This window comes from Pseudomonas sp. ok272 (genome assembly GCF_900109995.1).
Taxonomy (GTDB): Bacteria; Pseudomonadota; Gammaproteobacteria; order Pseudomonadales; family Pseudomonadaceae; genus Aquipseudomonas.
Genome location: NZ_FOCB01000006.1, coordinates 220,953 through 242,586, shown reverse-complemented (window position 1 = coordinate 242,586; position 21,634 = coordinate 220,953). Strand labels below are relative to the sequence as shown.

Here is a 21,634-nt window from a genome sequence, read left to right as displayed (position 1 = left end):
GGCACGAATGCGCGTCATTAGCTGGGAGGATACGCCGCCAGCGCCTTTTCGACAGCCTCCCTTAATGCGTCGCCGCGCTCGAGTTCACCGCCCTTGAGCCCCGTCTCGGCGCTGGCGCTCCACACGGGCTGGCCGCTGGCGGCATCGAACAGGTTGACCCGCACCACCAGCACCTGAATCTGATAGGTGCGCACGATGGGCACCGAGTTGTACATGCCGTAACCATTGCCATAGCGGTTGTAGCCGCCATAGGCGCCGTAGCCATAATCGTCCTGGACTTGTTGCAGGCGGGTTTCCTGGCGCAGGTCCGCACTGACCAGCAAATCTGGCGCACGCGTGTCGTGCAGTGGACGCAAACCGCGTTGGTCCAAGGCATTGCTCACCACTTCGGCGAGCTGCGCCGAGTCGGCCCAGGCCGAACCGTTGGGCAACTGGCCGTTGAGCCAGGCCCAGTTGCGATACCGGCTGTAATCCCGGGGCGCCGCCGGGTAAGCGCTGCGATCGAAGGTGTTGGCCGCTTGCGGCGGTGCCGGCGGCAACGGCTTGGCGCTGGCGACATACGGATTGCTGCTCTGGCAGGCGCCAAGCCCCAGGCACAGCACGATCAATCCCAAACGGCGGTTCATGGTGTTCTCCATCAGACGGGGCGGCAGACCCAATGCAAGTAACGCCCCAGCCCGGCAAAGCTCGGGTGGCGACGGTGAGCCAGTTCCATCTCCAGCAGGTCGATCAACTCGGCGCGGGCCTGGAACTCAACGGGCATGTAGTCATGGAACACCCGCACGCCGCTCTGGGTTTCGACGGTCCACAGGCCATCCAGTTGCGCCGCCAACTCGCGCGGGTCCAGGGGCATCTGCGGGGTCAGGCTCTGCTTCTCGCCGGCCATGTCGTTCTTGCGCATCTTGCGGAAATGGCCCTTGAGCAAGTTGCGGTAGATCAGCGCGTCACGGTTGTAGAACGCCAGCGACAGCCAGCCGTCCTGCTTGGTCAGTTGGTGCAACACCGGCAAAATCGCATGGGGCTCGGCCAGCCATTCCAACACCGCATGGCACAGCACCAGGTCGTAGGGTTCGGTGAGTTGCCCCAGCAGTTCCTGCCACGGCGCCTGGATAAAAGTCGCGGTCTGCCCGGCCTCGGCGAAACGCTGGCGTGCGCCTTCAAGCATCGGCTCCGCCGGCTCGGCCAGGGTCACCGCATGGCCACGCTCGGCCAGCCACAACGACATATGGCCCAGGCCGGCGCCGATATCCAGCACCCGCAGCGGACGATCCGGCAAGGTTTCGGCCAGGTCGGCCTGCAACACCGCCAGGCGAATCGCGCCCTTGGCGCCCCCGTAGATCTTCTCGGCGAAACGGGTGGCCAGTTGATCGAAATGACGGTCACTCATCAGCTGAATCTCCGTTCGCTGTCGGCCAGCTTGCTGCGCACCACCTGGTCCAGGTCCAACCCCAACTCACTGCACAACAACAGTAGGTAAAGCACGATGTCGCCCACTTCCTGCCCGGCGTGAGCCAGCTTATCCGCCGGCAACTGGCGCGACTGGTCTTCGCTGAGCCACTGGAAGATTTCCACCAGCTCGGCCATCTCGACACTGGCGGCCATGGCCAGGTTTTTCGGGCTGTGAAATTGCCGCCAGTCATTCTGGTCGCGGATGCGGTGCAGGCGTTCGGTCAGTTCAACAAGGTTCATCGGGCTCTCCTGAAGGCGTATAGCTTCGGGCGGATGAAGGCAGGAAGCAAGCTGTCAGCACCCTACTGTGGCCAACAAACCTCTATGCTTGACAGCAACTCACCGCCACCGGCCATGGCCAACGCCATGCCCACTCTTTGACCAGGATGCACACATGCAGGTAGAAAGCTTCTCCGAATGGCTCGGCCAGGCACTGGGCTCGATCATCCGCTTCATCGTCGACAGCCTCAGCGGCGTGTTCAACGCCTTGACCCAAGCCAGCGGCAACTTCGTCGATGGACTGTCCAAAGCCCTGGGCATGGACACCTCGATCATCAGCATCCTGATCCTGATCATCGGCCTGATGCTGCTGTACTCCGCCGTGCGCGCCTTCCTGCGGGCATCCATCATCGCCGGGGTCATCTGGCTGGTGCTGGGCTTGTGGGTACTGAGCTGGGTGATTCATTGAGCCACAGCTGATTGTTGTGGGAGACACCGACCGCCTTCGCCGGCAAGCCGGTCTCGCTCCCACCAAACTCCCAGCCACCCCACTCCGCTCTCCACCACTCAACAGGCCGAGCGTTAGCTCGCCTGCAGCTCTTGATCTTGATCTGGCTTTTGATCCACCCGCCCCATCGGCAGGCTGAGCGAAGGTGTCCCTCTGGGGACTGGCGCACAGCGCCGTTCGACGCAGTCGAACACATCGCGTGGAGGTGCAGCGAAGCCAACCGGAGAGCGATGCCCCCAGAGGGATACCGCAGCGAAGGAACCCCGAGCCTAAGCGAGGGGCCGAACGCTCGGGGCAAAGCCTTTTGGTTACTTTTTGGCGCTTGAAAAAGTGACCCGCCGTAAGGGCGGAACCGCCAGCAGCCATCGCCGCAGCAATGGATATGTACACCAGCAAGAGATTGGTCGACCAATAGGTCGCCTTCGCGAGCAAGCCCGCTCCCACAGCTTGGGTTGGGGTACATCCGCCAGCATCAGGCCGCCTTCGCGACGGTGCGGCGATCCGACAAGCCCGCACAGTGACTCGCAGTACAACCGCAAGGAATGAATCAACTGTCAGCCTCACTCCCACAGACTCAAGGTTCTACCGCTACAATGCCCGCTCCCAAGGAGCCCGCATGCCCACCCTAATCACCGACTGGCGCGATCGCCCGACCCACCGCCGTGTCTGGGGGCTTGCCGCGCCCATGATCCTGTCAAACATCTCCGTACCGCTGGTGGCACTGGTCGACAGCACCGTCATCGGCCACCTGCCCCACGCCCATCAACTGGGCGCCGTCGCGGTCGGTGCCAGCCTCTACACCTTCCTGGCCTGGGCCATGGGCTTTTTACGCATGGGCTCCACCGGCTTCGCCGCCCAGGCCGCCGGGCGCGGGGACGGCGCGGCCCTGCGACAAATCCTCCTGCAAGGCCTGCTGCTCGCGATGGGCCTGTCACTGGTGCTCGGCACCCTGGGCGTACCCCTCAGCGGCGTGGCCCTGCACTTCATGCAGCCATCGGCCGAACTGGAACACCTGACCCGAGAGTTCTTCCACACCCGCCTGTTCGGCTTACCCGCGGCGCTGGCCAGCTACGCACTGGTCGGCTGGTTCCTCGGCACCCAGAACGCCCGGGCACCGCTGGCGATCTTGCTGACCACCAACCTGGTCAACATCGTCCTCAACCTGTGGTTCGTCATGGGCCTGGACTGGGGCGTGGTCGGCTCCGCCCGCGCCTCGGTCATCGCCGAGTGGACCGGCGCCCTGCTGGGCCTGGCCCTGACCCGCAGCGCCCTGCGCGCCTATCCTGGGCATATCGCCTGGGCGGCGCTGGCGCTGTGGCACAGCTGGCGCCCCTTGCTGGCCGTCAACCGTGACATCTTCATTCGCAGCCTGGCCCTGCAGTCGGTGTTCTTCATGATCACCGTGCAAGGCGCCCGGCTGGGCGACGCGACGGTTGCCGCCAATGCGCTGCTGCTCAACGGCTTGCTGTTGACGGCCCATGCGCTGGACGGCCTGGCCCATGCCGTGGAAGCCCTGTGCGGCCACGCCATCGGTGCCCGTGACCGGCAGGCCCTGCGCCGCTCGCTGGTGGTGGCGGGCGGCTGGTCATTGATCGCCAGCCTGGGCTTCGCCTTGCTGTTCCTGCTGGCCGGGCACCTGTTCATCGAGATGCAAACCGACATCCAGGACGTGCGCGACACGGCGTTCAACTACTTGCCCTACCTCGCGGTCCTGCCGTTGATCGCGGTGTGGAGCTACCTGCTCGACGGCCTGTTCATCGGGGCCACCCGGGCACGGGAAATGCGCAACGGCATGCTGTTGAGCGTCCTGCTGCTGGTGCCCTGCGCCTGGGCCCTGCAAGGGCTGGGCAACCACGGCCTGTGGCTGAGTTTTCTGCTGTTCATGGTGCTGCGCAGCCTGACCCTGGGCGCGCTCGCCTGGCAGCTGCGCAGGAACGATGGCTGGTTTGCAGGCGGCGGCGCGCACTGAGCCGACTACGGGTTATCGCGCTGCCAACGGCCGCGCAAGCTGTCGAGCTGCTCTTGCTGGGTGTCCCCCGGCAGGGACTCATCAAGACGGCCTGATGGATAACGCAAGCGCAAGCGCAGCCAGCCATCCAGCACCCTGCTTTCGTTGAACCCGTGCGCCAACCCTTCCTGCACGCAGCTCCATATCCGGGCGTAGTCGTGCCCCGTGGAGCGGCTCCAGTCCCAGGCGCGCCGCTCCAGCATGCACGTCTGCAACTTGCCCTGCTGACGCAGGCTGAGGTTGTCGTCGACGGCCAGCGGGCTGACCGGTAATCGCGGGTTGACCAGTTGCTGCCAGCCCTGGCTGCCCAACGCACGGTCAGCCCAGGTGCCACCGTACCAGTAGAGTTTCTCGACCGGTCCCAACCAGCGGCTCAGCTCCCGGGCATCGCAGGCATCAAAGAAGTAGCTGGCGATGAACGGGTTGTAGTAGCTGAGCACCGCCTTGTAATGCACCCCGAATGTGACCGTGAGCATCCGTCGCAAGTGCGCCAGCAAGGGCCCAGGGGCGACCGAGGTTTCCAGCAGCAGGCCAGGCCAGTCCTGCGGCTGCTCATGAAGACACTGCGCCAGCACCGGGTGTGCCGCCAGGTCGATCAACTGCGGGCCCTGATCACGCAATGCGTGCAGGTCGGTGCCTTCGAACAGAGCCAGGCACCGGGCCTCGGCAAACGCCTGCTGCAACTGTGTGGCCACCTGTGGCGCACCCGGTATATCCAGCAACACCCATTGCGCGCTACGCACTGCACTCATGCCACACCACTTTGGCCAAGCCCGGTCGCCAGGCGGCACACACAGCCGGCTGGCGGACAATGCCTGAAACTGCCACCTCCGGGGATCAGGCACAGCAACACCAGGGGTTCGCCGCCCTGGATCAACGTCAACAGTTCACGCTGGCGAGCCGGTGACAACGTGGGGGCCGCCACCACCGGTGGCGTCACCGGCGCCACTGCCTTGAGCTGGATCTGCGCACTGGACAGCAACAGCTCGCCCCCCTCGAAGCGCGCCTCACTGGTGCCGACCTTGAAGTGCCTGTCCGTGTCGGCGTCGAACCTCTGCACCGGGTCGCCCTGCACCTCGATTGCCCGGTCTGCGCCGGCGAACAGCGCCGCACTGAGTCGCAGGTGCAGCGAGGACGCCTCGGCCGCGACCGAGGCAACCTGGTCGAGCGCCACCGCGCCTGGTGCGTCAGCCAGTACCCCACTGATCAACGGCCGGTCCGGGTCGCCGTCAATGAAACTCACACACACCGGCGCACCCGGCACCAGGCCATCGAGCACTTGCGCGCACAACCCAGCTGACACCGGCAGCCAGCAATGGCTGGGCTGAGCCCCCTGGCCCTGATACAGCCAATCAAACTGCACCGCCACGCGCTGCGCCGCGTCGCGGTGCCGGTCATCGACGCTCACCACCCAGCCCCGCTGCACGCCGTTCATACGCGGCGGGGCACACGGGGGCGTCGAGACGAACGGTTGATCTAGCGGGATCGCCCACAACCGGTTGCAGTAAGGCGGCACCTGCAAGGACTGGCCGCGATGCTCGACCCGGGTCAGCCACCATGCACCATTGCCGTTCGGGTATGGATACCCGGAGACCGACAGGCACTGACCACTGCGCAGCGTCGCCAGACAGCTTTCACCTTCGATCCGCACGTGTTGCTCATCCCCTTCAAGCTCGGCGCACACCTGGAAACGCCGGACAGCCGCCGTCGTGCCTGCCCCCTCGAAATCCAGGCCACCGGCCGTGCTGGCAGCGGGTGGGGTGTCGGCGAAGACCAGGCAATGACCACGCCGATGGTGGTCGAAACGGTAGTGAATCCGTGCGCGATCACACAGGCGCTGGACAAACTCAAGGTCCGTCTCGCGGTACTGGGTGCAAAGCGCCAGCACTGGATAGTCATTGGCCAATTCGAAGCGACAGCGTGGGCCAACAATGCCGTGCTGGCGCAAGACCTGTTCAAGGATCTGCGGGACCGTCTGCCCGGTGAAAAGGCGTTGGCTGAAGCGTTGCGCCAGGCATTTGAGCCTGGGCCCAAGCGACACGCGCCACAACCCTGGCTGAGCGTCATCCGGCACGGCGCTTAGCTCATGAATCTGCCCATGAATCCCTTCATCCGGTGTGCCAAAGCTCAGATAGGCCCCTTGATACAGGAGGCTGGCGATGTCCCACTGCTGCGCATCCAGGAACAGATCAACCTGATAGGCAAACGGTTGACTGAGGGACTCAAGGCCGATGAAGGCGACAACCGCGACGGGTTCGGGCAGGCCCGCTATCTCCAGACGAAATGACGGCGCGTGGCAGGGATCGAACATCGGCATTGCTCTACAGGAGGGGCGGCTGGGGATTCTCGCTGAGAGACATGGCCGAGTAGAGAGCAGAAATACAACTTCGGAAATGACCTACGCAAAATAAAGACACACCATCGCTGATAGCGCGCAATCGTAGGAAACATCCGAAGGAAACAAGAGGTGCCGCACCGAGTCGCCGGAAGCGTCTGCACCTTGCAGAGTCACTTCAGACAACCCGGTGGCGGTCGCGCGCTACTTCAAGACGACAGGTACGACGAGCGCGTCAGACCCAAACGCAGGGCGTCGAGGAACTGAGTACGCTCGGCGGCAGTGATGCGGGCACTGGCACATTTGTCACGGTAGTGTGTCATCAGCTCTTCCGGCGACAAGTGCACATACCGCAACATGTCTTCGATGGTGTCGTGGGTCTCGATACCCGCGTGGTACACGCTGCCGTCGGCATTCTGGTAGATGTTCACCGAGTCGGTGTCACCGAACAGGTTGTGCATGTCACCGAGGATTTCCTGGTAGGCCCCCACCAGGAAGATGCCCAGCAGATAGTCTTCACCGTCGTTCAGGGCATGTACCGGCAAGCTGGTTTCGATGCTCTGCTCATCCACGTACTGCTTGATCTTGCCGTCCGAGTCGCAGGTCAAATCCTGCAGCACGGCGCGGCGCATCGGCTCTTCGTCGAGGCGGTGCAGCGGCAGGATCGGCAGCACCTGGCCGATGGCCCAGGTGTCCGGCAGGCTCTGGAACACCGAGAAGTTGCAGATGTACTTGTCGGCCAGCTTGTCGTTGAGTTCATCCAACACCTGACGGTGGGAGCGCTGGCGGGCCTTCAACGAGTTGTGCAGGCGACGGCACACCGCGAAGTAGCACTGTTCGGCCAGGGCTTTCTCGGCCAGGGTCAACTTGCCGTCGGCGTACTGGGCCGCCACATCGCTCATGTAGTGCGTGGCGCGCCAGTAGGTTTCGGTGACCATCTCGATGTCGGTCGGACCCAGCAGGTCGACCAGCCACTGGACGGTTTCCGGCAGCTCCTGCTGGTTGTCGATCTGCGGCACGTCGTCGTTGTGCTTCTCGACGTCGGTCACCTGCACCACCAACATGGCGTGGTGCGCGGTCAGGGAACGGCCGCTCTCCGAGAAAATGTGCGGATGGGGCAGGTTCTGCGCGTCGCAGAACTCCTTGAGCATGCCCACCACGACACCGGCGTAGTCGTCCATGTCGTAGTTGATCGAACTGGCGTTACGCGAGTGCGTACCGTCGTAGTCCACGCCCAGGCCACCGCCGACGTCGATGTGGTCCACCGGCAGGCCGAGGTTGCGCAACTCGCCGTAATAGCGGATCGCTTCCTTGAAACCGTGCTGGTAGTCGGCCAGGTTGGCGATCTGCGAGCCCATGTGGAAGTGCAGCAGGCGAATGCCCTGATCCAGGCCGGCCACACGGAAGCGCTCGACCACCGACAGCAATTGTGCGGCCGACAGACCGAACTTGGACTTCTCGCCACCGGTGTCGGCCCACTTGCTCGACGCCAGGGACGACAGGCGCACCCGCAGGCCTACCTGGGGCTTGACCTTGAGCGAGGCGGCTTCTTCGATCACCAGGGCCACTTCGGACTCTTTCTCGATCACGATGAACACGTTATGGCCCAGCTTCTGGCCCATCAGCGCCAGGCGAATGAACTCACGGTCCTTGTAGCCGTTGCAGACGATGGTGCCGCCCTTCGGCGCCAGGGCCAGTACGGCCAGCAACTCGGGCTTGGAACCGGCTTCCAGGCCGATGGAAACATCCTGGGTGGCGATGATGTTCTCGATCACCGCCTCCTGCTGGTTGACCTTGATCGGGTACAACGCCGTGTACTGGCTCTGGTATTCCAGGCGTTCGATATTGGCATCGAAGGCACCGGTCAACTGGCGGACGCGGTCTTGCAGGATGTCCGGGAAGCGGACCAGCAGGGGCAGGGACAGGCCGCTCTGGCGCAACTGGTCGACTTGCTCGAACAGGTCGATAGGCGAACTGCTCGGACCGTTCGGACGAACTTCGACGCGACCGGCGTCATTGATCGCGAAATACCCGGCCCCCCAATGGCGAATCCCATAAACACTGCGGCTGTCCGCAACTGTCCATTGGCTGCCATCGTCTTTGCGTGTGCGTCGTACGGACATTGAAGTCCCCTATAAAGAAGTCATAGCGTGCCATCCCGAGTGAGGGCTGGCGCAGTCTAAGGAATGAAAGTGACGATTAGCCTGTAAGCGCGGTAGACCGCACTTATCAGACAGAGTTTAGAAGCCGGTCAGAACAGGCTCTGTGAAAACCATGGAGACGACGCCAGGCCAACGATGAATCAGGACTGGATCAAGCCGCGGGTGGTCTTCACAGAGGCTGCTAGCCGCCGGACTTCTTTGCCTTGAAACCGTGTTTGATCAGTTCGGCCAAGAGCAACTCGACATGATCACCCTGGATCTCGATGACCCCGTCCTTCAACGCACCACCGGTGCCACAACGCTTCTTCAAGGTTGTCGCCAGGTCTTTGAGCGCGTCTTCGGCCAGCGGCACCCCGCTGATGGTGGTCACCGTCTTGCCGCCACGGCCCTTGCTTTCGCGGCGCACGCGCGCGATGCCATCGCCGGCAGGGATAACGGTTTGGTTGCAGATACAGGTTGCCACCGGCTGGCTACAGTTCGGGCAATGTCGACCTGCGTCGGTGGAAAATACCAGGCCACCAAGGGCGGCGAAGGATGCGGCTTTTTTGGCCACCGGCAATCCTCTTGGGAGGACAAAGACTGGTCGCAGCAACGTTGGCACGTGCTATCGACCGCGAAGCCCCACTCAGGCAGGGGCAGCGCTACTGGACCAGGCAAAGCCGGTCCAGCTTGAAAAGGTCGCGCAGTGTAACGGCAAAAAGCCTACTTGCTAAGAGCCAATTGGCGGCAATTTATGCATCTTTTGCGACGTTCTTGGCCGCCCCCGTCCTACGCGCCGCCAGATAACGCTGCAAGGCGGCCAGGGAGTCCGGGCAGTAAGGCTTTTGCTGGATTTCCAGCAGCACCTGTTCGATGGGGATGAACCGCGCCTGCAGGACTTCTTCCGGCTGCAGGGACAAGGGGCCATCCCACACCGCCGAGAACGCCGCACACCACAGGCGACTGCCGGCGTCCTCGAAGTAGAAGTGGTCATGGGCGGTCATCGCGACCCCGCTCACGCCCAGTTCTTCGGCCAGTTCGCGGGCGGCCGACTCGGCGTAGGTTTCATCGGCCGCCACCATGCCGCCGGCCGCCACATCCCAGAAGCCCGGATACAGCGCCTTGCTGAACGTACGCTGGTGCACGCACAAGTCGCCGGCGGAGTTGAACAACATGATGTAGGTGCCGCGCCCGATCAGCCCCCGCTCGCGCAGGTCCGAGCGGACCAGGGCGCCAAGCAGGTTGTCGTGCTCGTCGACCCAGGCAATCAGTTCGGCATCGGAGGCCGCGCGGTGAGCGGCCTCCCGGGCAGTGTCGACCATGAACTCAGCCTTGGTTGAGCAGTTGGCGCAAATCGATGACCGCCGCGTTGGCCCGCGAGATGTAGTTGGCCATGACCAGCGAGTGGTTGGCCAGGACGCCAAAGCCGCTGCCATTGAGGATCATCGGGCTCCAGACCGGCTCTTGCGAGGCTTCCAGCTCACGAATGATCTGGCGCACGCTGACCGTGGCGTTTTTCTTGGCCAGCACATCGGCGAAGTCGACTTCGATGGCGCGCAGCAGATGGGACAGTGCCCAGGCTTGGCCGCGGGCTTCGTAGAACACGTTGTCGATCTGCATCCACGGGGTTTCCACCACTTCTTCATCGACCTGCGGGACCTGGCCCGGGCTTGTGACTTCGGTCTTCAGCGCGGTGTTGAGCTTGACCCGCCCGACACTGGCCGACAGCCGTTGCGACAGCGAACCCAGGCGGGTGCCAACGTCACCCAGCCAATTGTTCAGGTTGTCGGCACGGGCGTAGAACAGCGCGTTCTTTTGCGTCGGGTCCGACAGGCGAGCCTGGTAACGGCTCAGCGAGTTGATGCCTTCCTGGTACTCCGACTCACTGGACGGCAGGATCCAGCTCTTGTTATCGAAGTTGAAGCGCGGCTCGGCCTTGGCCAGGTCGGCGTCTTCGGCCGACTGCGACTGCGAGCGGGCGAAGTCCTTGCGCAACGCACGGGTCAGGTCACGCACCTGCACCAGCACGCCATATTCCCAACTCGGCATGTTGTCCATCCACAGGCCCGGCGGGAAACGGTCATTGGAGATGTAGCCGCCTGGCTTGTCGAGCAGGGTGCCGGCCACGGTCTTGAGGGTTTCCACCGTGGTGTAGCCGACGACCATCTGTCGGCCTTGCTTCTCGGCGGCGATCTGGGCGTTCTGCTGCACCGGGAACAGTGCCGGCTCCTCGCTCCAGTACCAACCCAGGCCGATAGTCACCAACAGGTAGAGGCCGACCAGCGTGGCCAGTGCACGACTGAACAGCAGGCCACCGAAGTAACTGCGGGTGGCCGACTTGGGTTCGGCGGCACGTTCGGGCGCACTGCCTGCGCGATTCTTCCAGTCCAGCATGGCGATATCCTTTCAATCACTTGAGTTCATCGGTTCGACCACAACCCTACTCCATCGTGCCTGATCGTGAGCGGATTAATCCTGCCCAGGCACCACCGCGTACGGATTGCGAACAAGCAGCCACTATAGATGAAGCAAGGCCGGGAGCCTATGCGACCAGACGGTCACAAACTGAATCTATCCCCGTTGTAGATTATTGACGTACGACACTCATGTAACTGGAAAGAGGTGCTAGCATAGAGCCACCACTCGATGACCTCAGCATGCCCCCTAACTAGTAGTCAGGATATGACCGAGCAAGAAGACCCCAGCCGTGAGCGCCTCAAGCAACATTTTGCCCAGCGGGTAATTCATCAAGCACGTCAAATTCTTGAGATATGGCAACGCCTGCAGCGCAGTGAGTGGTCCACCGCGGACCTGTCGGAACTCAGTGAAGCGAACCTGCGCCTGCTGCGTTTCGCCGAACGTTTCGAACAGCCGGAACACACCCAACTGGCCCACAGCATCAGTCAATCCCTGCACGCCGTGGATGCCAATCGCGGGCGCCTGAGCAGCAACCTGATTACCGACCTCAATCGCCTGATGCAGCGCCTGTCCCGCACCGGCCTGCGCCAGGGCGACCAACTCGAACAAACCCTCCTGCCGCCCCTGCGCAAGCCGATTTACGTGCTGCTGCAGGACCACGACCGCGCCGAACGCCTGGCCAAGCAGTTGGAGTTTTTCGGCCTGAGCGCGCAATCGCTGGACAGCATGGCGGCGTTTCGCGCCTCGATGGTCGAACGGCTCCCGGCGGCGATCGTGATGGATGTCGACTTCGCCGGTCCCGGCATGGGCCTGCAACTGGCCGCCGAAGCCCAGGCGGGGCTGGAGCAGAAACTGCCGCTGTTGTTCTTCAGCCTGCTGGAAACCGACACCCCGACCCGCCTGGCCGCCGTGCGCGCCGGTGGCCAGGAGTTCCTCACCGGCACCCTCGAAGCGTCGAGCCTGCTGGAAAAGATCGAGGTGCTGACCTGCGTCGCCCAGTACGAGCCGTATCGGGTGCTGATCATTGACGACTCCCGCGCCCAGGCCCTGCACACCGAGCGCCTGCTCAACAGCGCCGGGATCGTCACCCGCACCCTGACCGAGCCCATCCAGGCGATGGCCGAACTGGCGGACTTCCAGCCCGACCTGATCATCCTCGACATGTACATGCCGGCCTGCACCGGCACCGAACTGGCCAAGGTGATCCGCCACAACGACCGCTACGTCAGCGTGCCGATCATCTACCTGTCGGCCGAAGACGACCAGGACAAGCAACTGGACGCCATGAGCGAAGGCGGCGACGACTTCCTCACCAAGCCGATCAAGCCGCGCCACCTGATCACCACGGTGCGCAACCGCGCCGCACGGGCCCGCAACCTCAAGGCCCGGATGGTCCGCGACAGCCTGACCGGCCTGTACAACCACACCCACATCCTGCAACTGCTGGAAGACTGTAGCTTCCGCGCCCGTCGCGAGAACAAGCCGCTGAGCTTTGCCATGCTCGACATCGACCACTTCAAGCGGGTCAACGACAGCCATGGCCACCCCATGGGCGACCGGGTGATCAAGAGCCTGGCGCTGTTTCTCAAGCAACGCCTGCGCAAGACCGACTTCATCGGCCGTTACGGCGGCGAAGAGTTCGCTATCGTCATGCCCGATACCGATATCGAATCAGCCCACAAAGTGCTCGATGAGATCCGCCAGCGCTTTGCCGAAATCCACTACCCGGCCCAGCCCCAGGACCTGTGGTGCACCTTCAGCGCCGGCGTGGTGGACCTGCACGAGAATTGCGACAGCCTGATGATGGCCAGCCACGCAGACGAAGCGCTGTACCGCGCCAAAGATGCAGGACGCAATCGGGTGATGGCCGTGCGACAACCAAGGCAAAGTGCCAGCTTTTTAGCGGAATCCACTGAATCCGTCACAATGCTGTAACACCAACGCAATAACTTCAGGCGCTTACCATTCTGCCGTGGGCTGAACTGCGATGCGCCTGAAGTTGCTGACCAATCTCAATTCCCTGCTGTTAGTGGCGGTGTGCGTCGCACTCGGCGCCACCCTGTGGTGGTCGCAAAACGCCCTGGAGCGCCCTTACCGCTTGATGGAGCGCTACCTGGGCCTGGCGCAACAGTTCCAGAGCGAGGTGGCGCGCAACGTCGAGGACTATCTGGCCAGCGGCGACGCCCTGCGCCTGAGCAACGCGAGCCAGGCGCTCGCACGCCTGCAGACGGACCTCGACACACTGCCGCCCGAACTGGCAGCCAACCTGCGCCCCAGCCTCGCCAGCCTCGAAGCGTTCAGCAAGAGCGAACTGCTGGCCGCCGGCAAACTGGCGGGCGACCCGCAAGCCCTGCTGCTGTCGGCCGAGCGCGAGCTGGGCGCCAACCTCGACCAACTCAGTCAATACGCCTCGGGCGCCAACACCCCCGCGGCCACCGCGTACTTCCCGCCCCTGCTGGCGGCGGCGCTGCAGGTGGGCAAGCTGTCACTGGCCCGGGACAAGCTGGTCAGCAGCGGGCGCAGCGAACTGGCCGCCGATGTGGAACGGGAAGTGGCCAACATCCGCGCCCAGGCCGAGCGACTCGATGGCCTGCCGCTGCTGGGCGTCACCACGACCCAGGACGCCAACACCGACGACTTCGCCGCGCTGATGGGGCTGGAAAACACCGGCAACACCGTCCAGGAGGATGCCGGCACCGGCCTCAAGCGCGAACTGAACAGCCTGCTCAATCGCTACCCGGCGGAATTGGCTCGCACCCGCGAACAGATCCACAAACGCGCCGAACTCAGCGCCGCCACTCACCTGAAGATGGCCACCGTGCAACAGGCGATTGCCGGCCTGGAGCCGACGGTGCGGGCGCAGCACGGGAAAATCCAGCGTGAGGTGCGGTTGATGCAAGGGCTGATGATCGGCCTGATCCTGCTGATCGCCCTGCTGATCGACACCTTGCAACGGCGCCTGGCCCGCGTGCTGAGCAACCTCGCGCCGGCCCTGTCGACCTGGGCCGACGGTGACTTCGGCCGGGACATCCAACTGGGCGCGACCAACCGCGAACTGCATGACATCCAGGATTCCCTCAATCGCCTGCGCGCCTACTTGGTCGACCTGGTGGGCACCATCCGCCAGAACGCCGAGCACGTGGCGGGCAGCAGCCGCATCCTGGCGGACCTGAGCAACGACCTGCACCGCGGCGCCGAACACCAGGCCGGCGACACCGCGCTGATCCGTGACTCCCTGGGCGAGTTGGAGGCGACCATCCAGCAAGTGGCCGGTGACGCCAGCCAGGCCGCCGACGCCAGTCGCCATGCCGGGCTCGCGGTGGAACACGGGCAACACGTCATCGGCTTGAGCCTGACCGGCCTGCACGCACTGGTCGGCGAGGTCCAGGGCAACACCCAGATGATCGAGCACCTGGCACAAGAGTCGGCGACCATCGGTGGCGTCCTGACCGTGATCCGCGCCATCGCCGACCAGACCAACCTGCTGGCCCTCAACGCCGCCATTGAGGCGGCCCGTGCCGGGGAAATGGGCCGCGGGTTTGCGGTCGTTGCCGAAGAGGTACGCTCGCTGGCGCAGCGCACAGCAGGCGCCACCGCCGAGATCCAGACCCTGATCGCCGGCCTGCAACTGGCCGCCCGGCAATCGGTGGCGGGTATGCGCGCCCAGGTCGAGCACGCCGAGGCCACGGCCAACCAGGCCCAGGCGGCGGACGGCGCGCTGGACAAGATCGTCGGCGCAATCCAGACCATCGCCGACACCGCCGTGCGCATCGCCGCGGTCACCGCCCAGCAAAGTGGCGCGGTCAGCGAGATTCGCGATCACAGCGAACGGATCCATCAATTGGGCGGCGATAACCTGGTGCGCATCGGCGAAGGCCGCAGCCAGGGGGAAAACCTGCTGCTACTGGGTGGACAGTTGCGTACGGCGGTGCAGGCGTTCCGCGTCTGAGCTGATCCCAGTACCTGTGGGAGCGGGCTTGCTCGCGAAGAAGGCGGCACATTCAGCATTTGAGGCGGATGGCACACCGCCTTCGCGAGCAAGCCCGCTCCCACCAAGGTTCATGCCGAGTTCGCCCCAACACTGACCAAGCCCGGCCAAGCGGTCACATATCTAGCGCAATCCTCGGTCATCGTGCTGGCTATTGCAGAGAACTGGACAGTCACAAAGGCTTTGCGGCATAGTCGCCGGGTTCTGATAACTGCGCATAGATAACAAGGAACAGCCGATGGCGACCCTACTGGTTCTGCACGGACCCAACCTGAACCTGCTTGGCACCCGCGAACCGGGCGTCTACGGGGCCGTGACCCTGGCCCAGATCAATCAGGACCTGGAACAGCGGGCGCGCACTGCCGGCCACCATTTGCTCTACCTGCAAAGCAACGCCGAGTATGAATTGATCGACCGGATCCACGCCGCCCGCGATGAAGGCGTGGACTTTATCCTGATCAATCCAGCAGCTTTTACGCATACAAGTGTCGCATTACGTGACGCGCTGCTGGCGGTGAGCATCCCATTCATCGAAGTGCATTTGTCCAACGTGCACAAACGCGAAGCTTTCCGCCATCACTCTTACTTCTCCGACGTAGCGGTGGGAGTGATCTGCGGCCTTGGCGCCAGCGGTTACCGACTGGCCCTGGAGGCCGCGCTAGAGCAGCTCGAATTACAGGCAACAGCTTGAACAACAAGCGTTAAACGCCCCTGACCGACCCTTGGGAGTTGATGATTCATGGATATCCGTAAAGTTAAGAAACTGATCGAACTGCTGGAAGAGTCCGGCATCGACGAGCTCGAGATCAAGGAAGGCGAAGAGTCCGTACGCATCAGCCGCCACAGCAAGACCCCGGCCCAGCAGTACTACGCGCCGGCCCCGATGCAACAGGCTCCAGCCGCCGCTCCAGCCGCACCGGCTGCCGCTGCTGCACCTGCCGCGCCAGCCGCCCCAGTGCTCAATGGCACCGTGGCTCGCTCGCCAATGGTTGGCACCTTCTATCGCAAATCTTCGCCAACCTCGCCATCCTTCGTTGAAGTTGGCCAGACCGTGAAGAAAGGCGACACCCTGTGCATCGTCGAAGCCATGAAGATGATGAACCACATCGAAGCTGAAACCAGCGGTGTGATCGAATCCATCCTCGTCGAAGACGGCCAGCCGGTTGAGTACGACCAACCGCTGTTCACCATCGTTTGAACCGCGGAGAGCCTTTGATGACTGCGAAGTTGGAAAAAGTTCTGATCGCCAACCGCGGTGAGATCGCCCTGCGGATCCTGCGCGCCTGCAAAGAAATGGGCATCAAGACCGTCGCCGTTTACTCCAAGGCTGACAAGGAACTGATGCACCTGGGCCTGGCAGACGAATCCGTCTGCATCGGTCCGGCGTCGGCCACCCACTCCTACCTGCACATCCCGGCCATCATCGCGGCGGCTGAAGTGACAGGCGCCACCGCCATTCACCCAGGCTACGGCTTCCTCGCGGAAAACGCCGACTTCGCCGAACAGGTCGAGAACTCCGGCTTCGCCTTCATCGGCCCGAAAGCCGAAACCATTCGCCTGATGGGCGACAAGGTGTCGGCCAAGCACGCCATGATCGCGGCCGGTGTACCCACCGTTCCGGGGTCCGACGGCCCGCTGCCCGAAGACGAAGAAACCGCTCTGCGCATTGGTCGCGAAGTGGGTTACCCGGTGATCATCAAGGCCGCTGGCGGCGGCGGTGGTCGCGGCATGCGCGTGGTGCATAAAGAAGAAGACCTGATCTCTTCGGCCGCACTCACCCGCTCCGAAGCCGGCGCGGCGTTCGGCAACCCGATGGTCTACCTGGAAAAGTTCCTGACCAACCCACGTCACGTGGAAGTCCAGGTCCTTTCCGACGGCCAGGGCCACGCCATCCACCTGGGTGACCGCGATTGCTCGCTGCAACGTCGCCACCAGAAAGTTCTCGAAGAAGCGCCGGCACCGGGCATCGACGAGAAGGCTCGCCAGGAAGTCTTCGCCCGCTGCGTCAAGGCGTGCATCGACATCGGCTACCGTGGCGCGGGCACTTTCGAGTTCCTGTACGAGAACGGCGCGTTCTACTTCATCGAGATGAACACCCGTGTCCAGGTCGAGCACCCGGTATCGGAAATGGTCACCGGCATCGACATTGTCAAGGAGATGCTCAGCATCGCCGCGGGCAATAAGCTGTCGTTCACCCAGGATGACGTGGTCATTCGCGGGCACTCGCTGGAATGCCGGATCAACGCCGAAGACCCGAAGACCTTCATGCCAAGCCCTGGCACGGTCAAGCACTTCCACGCACCAGGCGGCAACGGCGTTCGCGTCGATTCGCACCTGTACAGTGGCTATGCCGTTCCGCCGAACTACGATTCGTTGATCGGCAAGCTGATCACCTACGGGGCAACCCGTGACGAAGCCATGGCGCGCATGCGCAATGCGCTGGACGAAATCGTCGTCGACGGGATCAAGACCAACATCCCGCTGCACCGCGACTTGGTCCGCGACGAAGGCTTCTGCAAAGGGGGCGTGAACATTCACTACCTCGAGCACAAGCTGGCTGCCGAGAAGCACTAAGCGCTCGTCAGCTAAACAAAGCCGCCTTCGGGCGGCTTTGTTGTTTTTGAAGGGCTGATTCGATGCAAATCACTGCAAACTCCTTGTGGGAGCAGCCCGCTCGCGATGACGGCGCCACCTCCGGCATCAATGGCGACTGACCTTGCGCCTTCGCGAGCAGGCTCGCTCCCACAATGCCTGCACCCTAAGCTCCCACAAGCGCCCTACTCTCGCGTAAACTTGCGCGCTTCTTACAGCCCGCTAGGCTGCAATCACTATTTTTCAAAGGTGCCCGCCATGCCTTGGCTGCAAGTCCGTCTCGCCATCAGCCCAGAACAAGCCGAAACCTACGAAGACGCTTTCCTTGAAGTGGGCGCCGTCTCGGTGACCTTCATGGACGCCGAAGACCAACCGATCTTCGAACCGGAACTCAACACCACCCCGCTGTGGGCGCACACCCACCTGCTGGCCCTGTTCGAAGGTGGCACCGAACCCGCACCGGTCCTGGCCCACCTTGAGCTGCTGACCGGCAGCCCGCTGCCTGAACACCACACTGAAGTGATCGAAGACCAGGACTGGGAACGCAGCTGGATGGACGGTTTCCAGCCGATGCGTTTCGGCCAGCGCCTGTGGATCGTCCCGAGCTGGCACGCCGCCCCTGAGCCGGACGCGGTCAACCTGCTGCTCGACCCGGGCCTGGCGTTCGGCACCGGTACCCACCCGACCACCGCGCTGTGCCTGGAATGGCTCGACGGCCAGGACCTCAAGGGCTGCAACGTGCTGGACTTCGGCTGCGGCTCGGGGATCCTGGCGATTGCCGCCTTGCTGCTGGGCGCCAAAGAGGCGGTCGGCACCGACATCGACGTACAGGCGCTGGAAGCCTCCCGCGACAATGCCGGGCGCAACCACATCGCCGAAGCGCTGTTCCCGCTGTACCTGCCCGAAGACCTGCCACAGGTCCCGGCTGACGTGGTGGTGGCCAACATCCTCGCCGGGCCCCTGGTGTCCCTGGCCCCGCAACTGTCGAGCCTGGTCAAGCCCGGCGGGCGCCTGGCGCTGTCAGGCATCCTCGCCGAGCAGGGCGAAGACGTCGCCGCGGCCTATGCCAAGGACTTCGACCTGGACCCCATCGCCAATCGCGATGGCTGGGTACGCATCTCCGGGCTCAAGCGCTAGAATGAGCGCCTGCCTAGACCGGATGGCCGCATGACCGACAGCTTCGTCACCCAGTGCCCGCATTGCCAGACCAGTTTCCGTGTCAGCCACGCTCAATTGAGCGTGGCGCGCGGGGTGGTTCGCTGCGGCTCGTGCCTGCAAGTGTTCAACGCTGCACGCCAGTTGCTTGAGCAACGCCTGGGCAAGGACGCTGTCGCGCTCACCACGCCACCGCCTGAGCAACTGCCGCCCGAGCAACGGGCGATCAGCCAGAAACAGTGGAGCGCCGCCGAGCTCGACCTGGACCACCTCGATCTCGATGAGGAACTGGCCAAGCTCGAACAGCGCGAGATCCAGCCCACCCAGGAATTCGGCCTGGAGCGCAAGCCCCGGGAAGACGCCCTGAGCGCCCATCGCGACAGCAGCGAAGGCGAAGAGCCATGGTCCGACAGCTTGTTCAGCGACTCGGCCACCGAGCGCGCCCAGGCCAGCTCGCAGGGCGAGCCGTCGATCGAGGAACCGTCCGGGTCTTCGCGCACCGAACCGTCACTGTCGATGGCGCCGGTCGATCTCGATGACGAGCCCGATGTGCCCTCATTGAGCCTCACGCCAAGCGCCGATGAACGGCAACCCGCCGGCCGTGACGAACGCCTCTGCGCGACCGCGGACGACCTCGATGATGCCGCGGACGACCCCGTCGAACCCACGCACAAAAAGCGTGCACGCAAAGACAGCGCCGCCCGTGACGAAGTGCTGCAGGAACTGGTCGACGACCCCCTGCAACTCGACTGGCAGAAGCGCCGCTCACCCTGGGGCCGCCGCTTGTTCTGGGGGCTGATGGTACTGCTGGCCGCCGCCGCGCTGGCCGGGCAATACATCGCCTATCACTTCGACGAACTGGCCCGTCAGGACCAATACCGCCCCTGGTTCCAACTGGCGTGCCCGCAGATCGGCTGCACGATGCCCTCCAAGGTCAACATCGCCTTGATCAAGAGCAGCAATCTGGTGGTGCGCAGCCATCCGGACTTCAGTGGCGCCCTGGTGGTGGACGCGATCATCTACAACCGGGCCGCCTTCTCACAGCCATTCCCACTGCTGGAGTTGCGCTTCGCCGACCTCAACGGCCACCTGATTGCCAGCCGCCGCTTCAAACCTGGCGAGTACCTCAATGGCGACCTGGCCAACCTGGTGGAAATGCCGTCGCAAACCCCGATCCATATCGCCCTGGACATCCTCGACCCCGGCCCCAAGGCCGTGAACTACAGCCTCAGCTTTCACTCGCCTGAGTGAATCGGTCAATCACGGGCCATTGACCGCGAATTCCGGCGACCCGGCGAGCCGAACCAAACTACTGGCAATAACCGATTAACTGTTCAGATTTTATCCAATTCAGCCTTTAACCCGTCATCGAGAGCGGGTATCATGCCAACCCTTTTTCGAACTCTCATGATCCGGCCCCACAACAGGGAAGTCCTATGTCGGCGGTACGCATCGGCCCATATACATTGCGCAACGGCTTGATCCTCGCCCCAATGGCGGGCGTCACCGACCAGCCCTTTCGTCAGCTGTGCAAGCGACTGGGCGCAGGGCTTGTAGTCTCGGAAATGGTCACCAGCGACATGAGCTTGTGGAACACCCGCAAATCGCGTCTGCGCATGATCCACGAAGGCGATCCCGAGCCACGCTCGGTACAGATCGCCGGTGGCGATGCCCAGATGCTCGCGGATGCAGCCCGGGCCAACGTCGAGTTGGGGGCACAGATTATTGACATCAACATGGGTTGCCCGGCGAAAAAAGTCTGCAACAAGGCTGCCGGCTCCGCTTTACTGAAAGACGAAGACCTGGTCACCGAGATCCTGCATGCCGTCGTGGCGGCAGTCGATGTGCCGGTGACCCTGAAGATCCGCACCGGCTGGGACCGGGCGAACAAGAACGGCTTGACGGTGGCGAAGATCGCCGAACAGGCAGGCATTACAGCGTTGGCGGTCCATGGCCGTACCCGCGCTGATCTGTACACCGGTGAAGCCGAATACGACACCATTGCCGCGATCAAGCGCGCCGTGTCGATCCCGGTATTTGCCAATGGTGATATCGATTCGCCAGAGAAGGCCCGGTATGTGCTTGATGCCACCGGCGTCGACGGCCTGCTGATAGGCCGGGCTGCCCAGGGGCGGCCATGGATTTTTCGTGAGATCGAGCACTTCCTGCTGACCGGTGAAAAATTGCCGGCGCCGGAGCTGATCGAGGTGGAACGTATTCTGCTTGAGCATCTGGCCGCACTGCACGCCTTCTATGGCGATGTCATGGGCGTACGTATTGCCCGCAAGCATGTCGGCTGGTATCTCGCAACCCTGCCGGGCGCCAGGGAGTTTCGCGCCCACTTCAATCGTTTGGATGGACCGCAAATACAATGCGCCTACGTTCGGGAGTTCTTCGCCGAACGTGACAAGAGCCTGACAGGGGACGGAAAAGGGGTGGCCGCATGACGATGATGACCGAGACTTTAGTGAGTGGAACAACACCCGTGAGCGACAACGTGAATTTGAAACAGCACCTCAATACGCCGAGCGAAGAAGGCCAGACCCTTCGCGGGAGTGTCGAGAAGGCGCTGCACAATTATTTCGCCCACCTTGAAGGCGCCGCCGTCACGGATGTGTACAACCTGGTGCTCTCCGAAGTCGAGGCTCCCCTGCTCGAAAGCGTGATGAACTACGTCAAGGGCAACCAGACCAAGGCCAGCGAGCTTCTGGGACTGAACCGAGGCACCTTGCGCAAGAAACTCAAGCAGTACGATCTGCTGTAAGCATTCAATCAAACCAGAAAGGCGCCCGCGTAAAACCGGTCGCCTTTTTTGCTGACT

General features: G+C 63.2%; 20 protein-coding genes. 11 read left to right on the top strand and 9 right to left on the bottom strand.

The features are described from left to right. Nucleotides 1-17: 17 nt before the first annotated feature. Genes BMW74_RS11865 through BMW74_RS11855 form a run of 3 tightly spaced genes read right to left on the bottom strand, consistent with a single transcriptional unit; the run spans nucleotide 18 to nucleotide 1,689 of the window. Nucleotides 18-626 carry a DUF4136 domain-containing protein gene (locus tag BMW74_RS11865; RefSeq protein ID WP_093419334.1) on the bottom strand — a complete coding sequence of 203 codons (609 nt, stop codon included), beginning with the start codon at nucleotides 624-626 and terminating at the stop codon, nucleotides 18-20. A gap of 11 nt (nucleotides 627-637) precedes the next feature. Continuing rightward, complete coding sequence (locus BMW74_RS11860) at nucleotides 638-1,387, bottom strand: methyltransferase domain-containing protein (protein WP_093419329.1); 750 nt, start codon at nucleotides 1,385-1,387, stop codon at nucleotides 638-640. Beyond that, complete coding sequence (locus tag BMW74_RS11855) at nucleotides 1,387-1,689, bottom strand: MazG-like family protein (RefSeq protein ID WP_093419326.1); 303 nt, start codon at nucleotides 1,687-1,689, stop codon at nucleotides 1,387-1,389. Before BMW74_RS11855 ends, BMW74_RS11860 begins: the two co-directional genes overlap by 1 nt. Before the next feature lie 154 nt (nucleotides 1,690-1,843). On the opposite strand from BMW74_RS11855, the gene BMW74_RS11850 reads away from it, so the two are divergent. Together BMW74_RS11850 and BMW74_RS11845 are read left to right on the top strand one after the other, a co-directional pair. Beyond that, entirely contained in the window at nucleotides 1,844-2,137 is a 294-nt protein-coding gene (locus BMW74_RS11850; RefSeq protein WP_093419321.1) for a hypothetical protein, read from the top strand. 655 nt (nucleotides 2,138-2,792) lie between these two features. Continuing rightward, nucleotides 2,793-4,145, top strand: coding sequence for an MATE family efflux transporter (locus tag BMW74_RS11845; RefSeq protein WP_093419316.1), 1,353 nt, complete (start codon nucleotides 2,793-2,795; stop codon nucleotides 4,143-4,145). Between the two features lie 5 nt (nucleotides 4,146-4,150). Here BMW74_RS11845 and BMW74_RS11840 read toward each other — a convergent pair whose 3' ends face one another. The 6 genes from BMW74_RS11840 to BMW74_RS11815 all read right to left on the bottom strand — a co-directional run bounded on the left by BMW74_RS11840 (nucleotide 4,151) and on the right by BMW74_RS11815 (nucleotide 11,054). Then, nucleotides 4,151-4,936, bottom strand: a complete 786-nt coding sequence (locus BMW74_RS11840; RefSeq protein WP_093419312.1) for a DUF4123 domain-containing protein — start codon at nucleotides 4,934-4,936, stop codon at nucleotides 4,151-4,153. After that, nucleotides 4,933-6,495 carry a type VI secretion system Vgr family protein gene (locus tag BMW74_RS11835; protein ID WP_175479199.1) on the bottom strand — a complete coding sequence of 521 codons (1,563 nt, stop codon included), beginning with the start codon at nucleotides 6,493-6,495 and terminating at the stop codon, nucleotides 4,933-4,935. Before BMW74_RS11835 ends, BMW74_RS11840 begins: the two co-directional genes overlap by 4 nt. Nucleotides 6,496-6,728: 233 nt before the next feature. Then, nucleotides 6,729-8,642: an arginine decarboxylase gene (gene speA, locus BMW74_RS11830; protein ID WP_093419300.1), complete on the bottom strand. Its 1,914-nt coding sequence runs from the start codon at nucleotides 8,640-8,642 to the stop codon at nucleotides 6,729-6,731. A 220-nt stretch (nucleotides 8,643-8,862) separates the two neighbouring features. Continuing rightward, on the bottom strand, nucleotides 8,863-9,234 hold the full coding sequence (locus tag BMW74_RS11825; protein ID WP_093419297.1) for a translation initiation factor Sui1: 372 nt from the start codon (nucleotides 9,232-9,234) through the stop codon (nucleotides 8,863-8,865). A gap of 178 nt (nucleotides 9,235-9,412) precedes the next feature. Further along, nucleotides 9,413-9,982, bottom strand: coding sequence for an NUDIX hydrolase (locus BMW74_RS11820; RefSeq protein WP_093419295.1), 570 nt, complete (start codon nucleotides 9,980-9,982; stop codon nucleotides 9,413-9,415). Nucleotides 9,983-9,986: 4 nt separating this feature from the next. After that, nucleotides 9,987-11,054 carry a DUF2333 family protein gene (locus BMW74_RS11815; RefSeq protein WP_093419293.1) on the bottom strand — a complete coding sequence of 356 codons (1,068 nt, stop codon included), beginning with the start codon at nucleotides 11,052-11,054 and terminating at the stop codon, nucleotides 9,987-9,989. Between the two features lie 288 nt (nucleotides 11,055-11,342). Between BMW74_RS11815 and BMW74_RS11810 the strand changes: the two genes are divergently transcribed. The 9 genes from BMW74_RS11810 to fis all read left to right on the top strand — a co-directional run bounded on the left by BMW74_RS11810 (nucleotide 11,343) and on the right by fis (nucleotide 21,577). Then, on the top strand, nucleotides 11,343-13,013 hold the full coding sequence (locus tag BMW74_RS11810) for a response regulator (RefSeq protein WP_093419291.1): 1,671 nt from the start codon (nucleotides 11,343-11,345) through the stop codon (nucleotides 13,011-13,013). A 1,465-nt stretch (nucleotides 13,014-14,478) separates the two neighbouring features. Then, entirely contained in the window at nucleotides 14,479-15,027 is a 549-nt protein-coding gene (locus tag BMW74_RS25715; protein ID WP_371911751.1) for a methyl-accepting chemotaxis protein, read from the top strand. A gap of 277 nt (nucleotides 15,028-15,304) precedes the next feature. Then, nucleotides 15,305-15,757 (top strand): type II 3-dehydroquinate dehydratase, encoded by a 453-nt coding sequence (gene aroQ / locus BMW74_RS11800; RefSeq protein ID WP_093419268.1) that lies wholly within the window; start codon nucleotides 15,305-15,307, stop codon nucleotides 15,755-15,757. 48 nt (nucleotides 15,758-15,805) lie between these two features. Next, nucleotides 15,806-16,264: an acetyl-CoA carboxylase biotin carboxyl carrier protein gene (accB, locus tag BMW74_RS11795; RefSeq protein ID WP_093419265.1), complete on the top strand. Its 459-nt coding sequence runs from the start codon at nucleotides 15,806-15,808 to the stop codon at nucleotides 16,262-16,264. A gap of 17 nt (nucleotides 16,265-16,281) precedes the next feature. Next, nucleotides 16,282-17,640, top strand: a complete 1,359-nt coding sequence (gene accC, locus BMW74_RS11790) for an acetyl-CoA carboxylase biotin carboxylase subunit (RefSeq protein WP_093419261.1) — start codon at nucleotides 16,282-16,284, stop codon at nucleotides 17,638-17,640. 276 nt (nucleotides 17,641-17,916) lie between these two features. Further along, the gene (prmA, locus tag BMW74_RS11785; protein WP_093419257.1) at nucleotides 17,917-18,795 is read left to right on the top strand and encodes a 50S ribosomal protein L11 methyltransferase; all 879 of its coding nucleotides are present in this window, start codon (nucleotides 17,917-17,919) and stop codon (nucleotides 18,793-18,795) included. Between the two features lie 30 nt (nucleotides 18,796-18,825). After that, nucleotides 18,826-20,064 (top strand): DUF3426 domain-containing protein, encoded by a 1,239-nt coding sequence (locus BMW74_RS11780; RefSeq protein WP_093419254.1) that lies wholly within the window; start codon nucleotides 18,826-18,828, stop codon nucleotides 20,062-20,064. A gap of 185 nt (nucleotides 20,065-20,249) precedes the next feature. Next, nucleotides 20,250-21,260: a tRNA dihydrouridine synthase DusB gene (dusB, locus tag BMW74_RS11775; RefSeq protein WP_093419251.1), complete on the top strand. Its 1,011-nt coding sequence runs from the start codon at nucleotides 20,250-20,252 to the stop codon at nucleotides 21,258-21,260. Then, nucleotides 21,257-21,577, top strand: a complete 321-nt coding sequence (gene fis / locus BMW74_RS11770; protein WP_003186237.1) for a DNA-binding transcriptional regulator Fis — start codon at nucleotides 21,257-21,259, stop codon at nucleotides 21,575-21,577. The genes dusB and fis overlap by 4 nt, the downstream gene beginning before the upstream one ends. Nucleotides 21,578-21,634 lie beyond the last annotated feature (57 nt).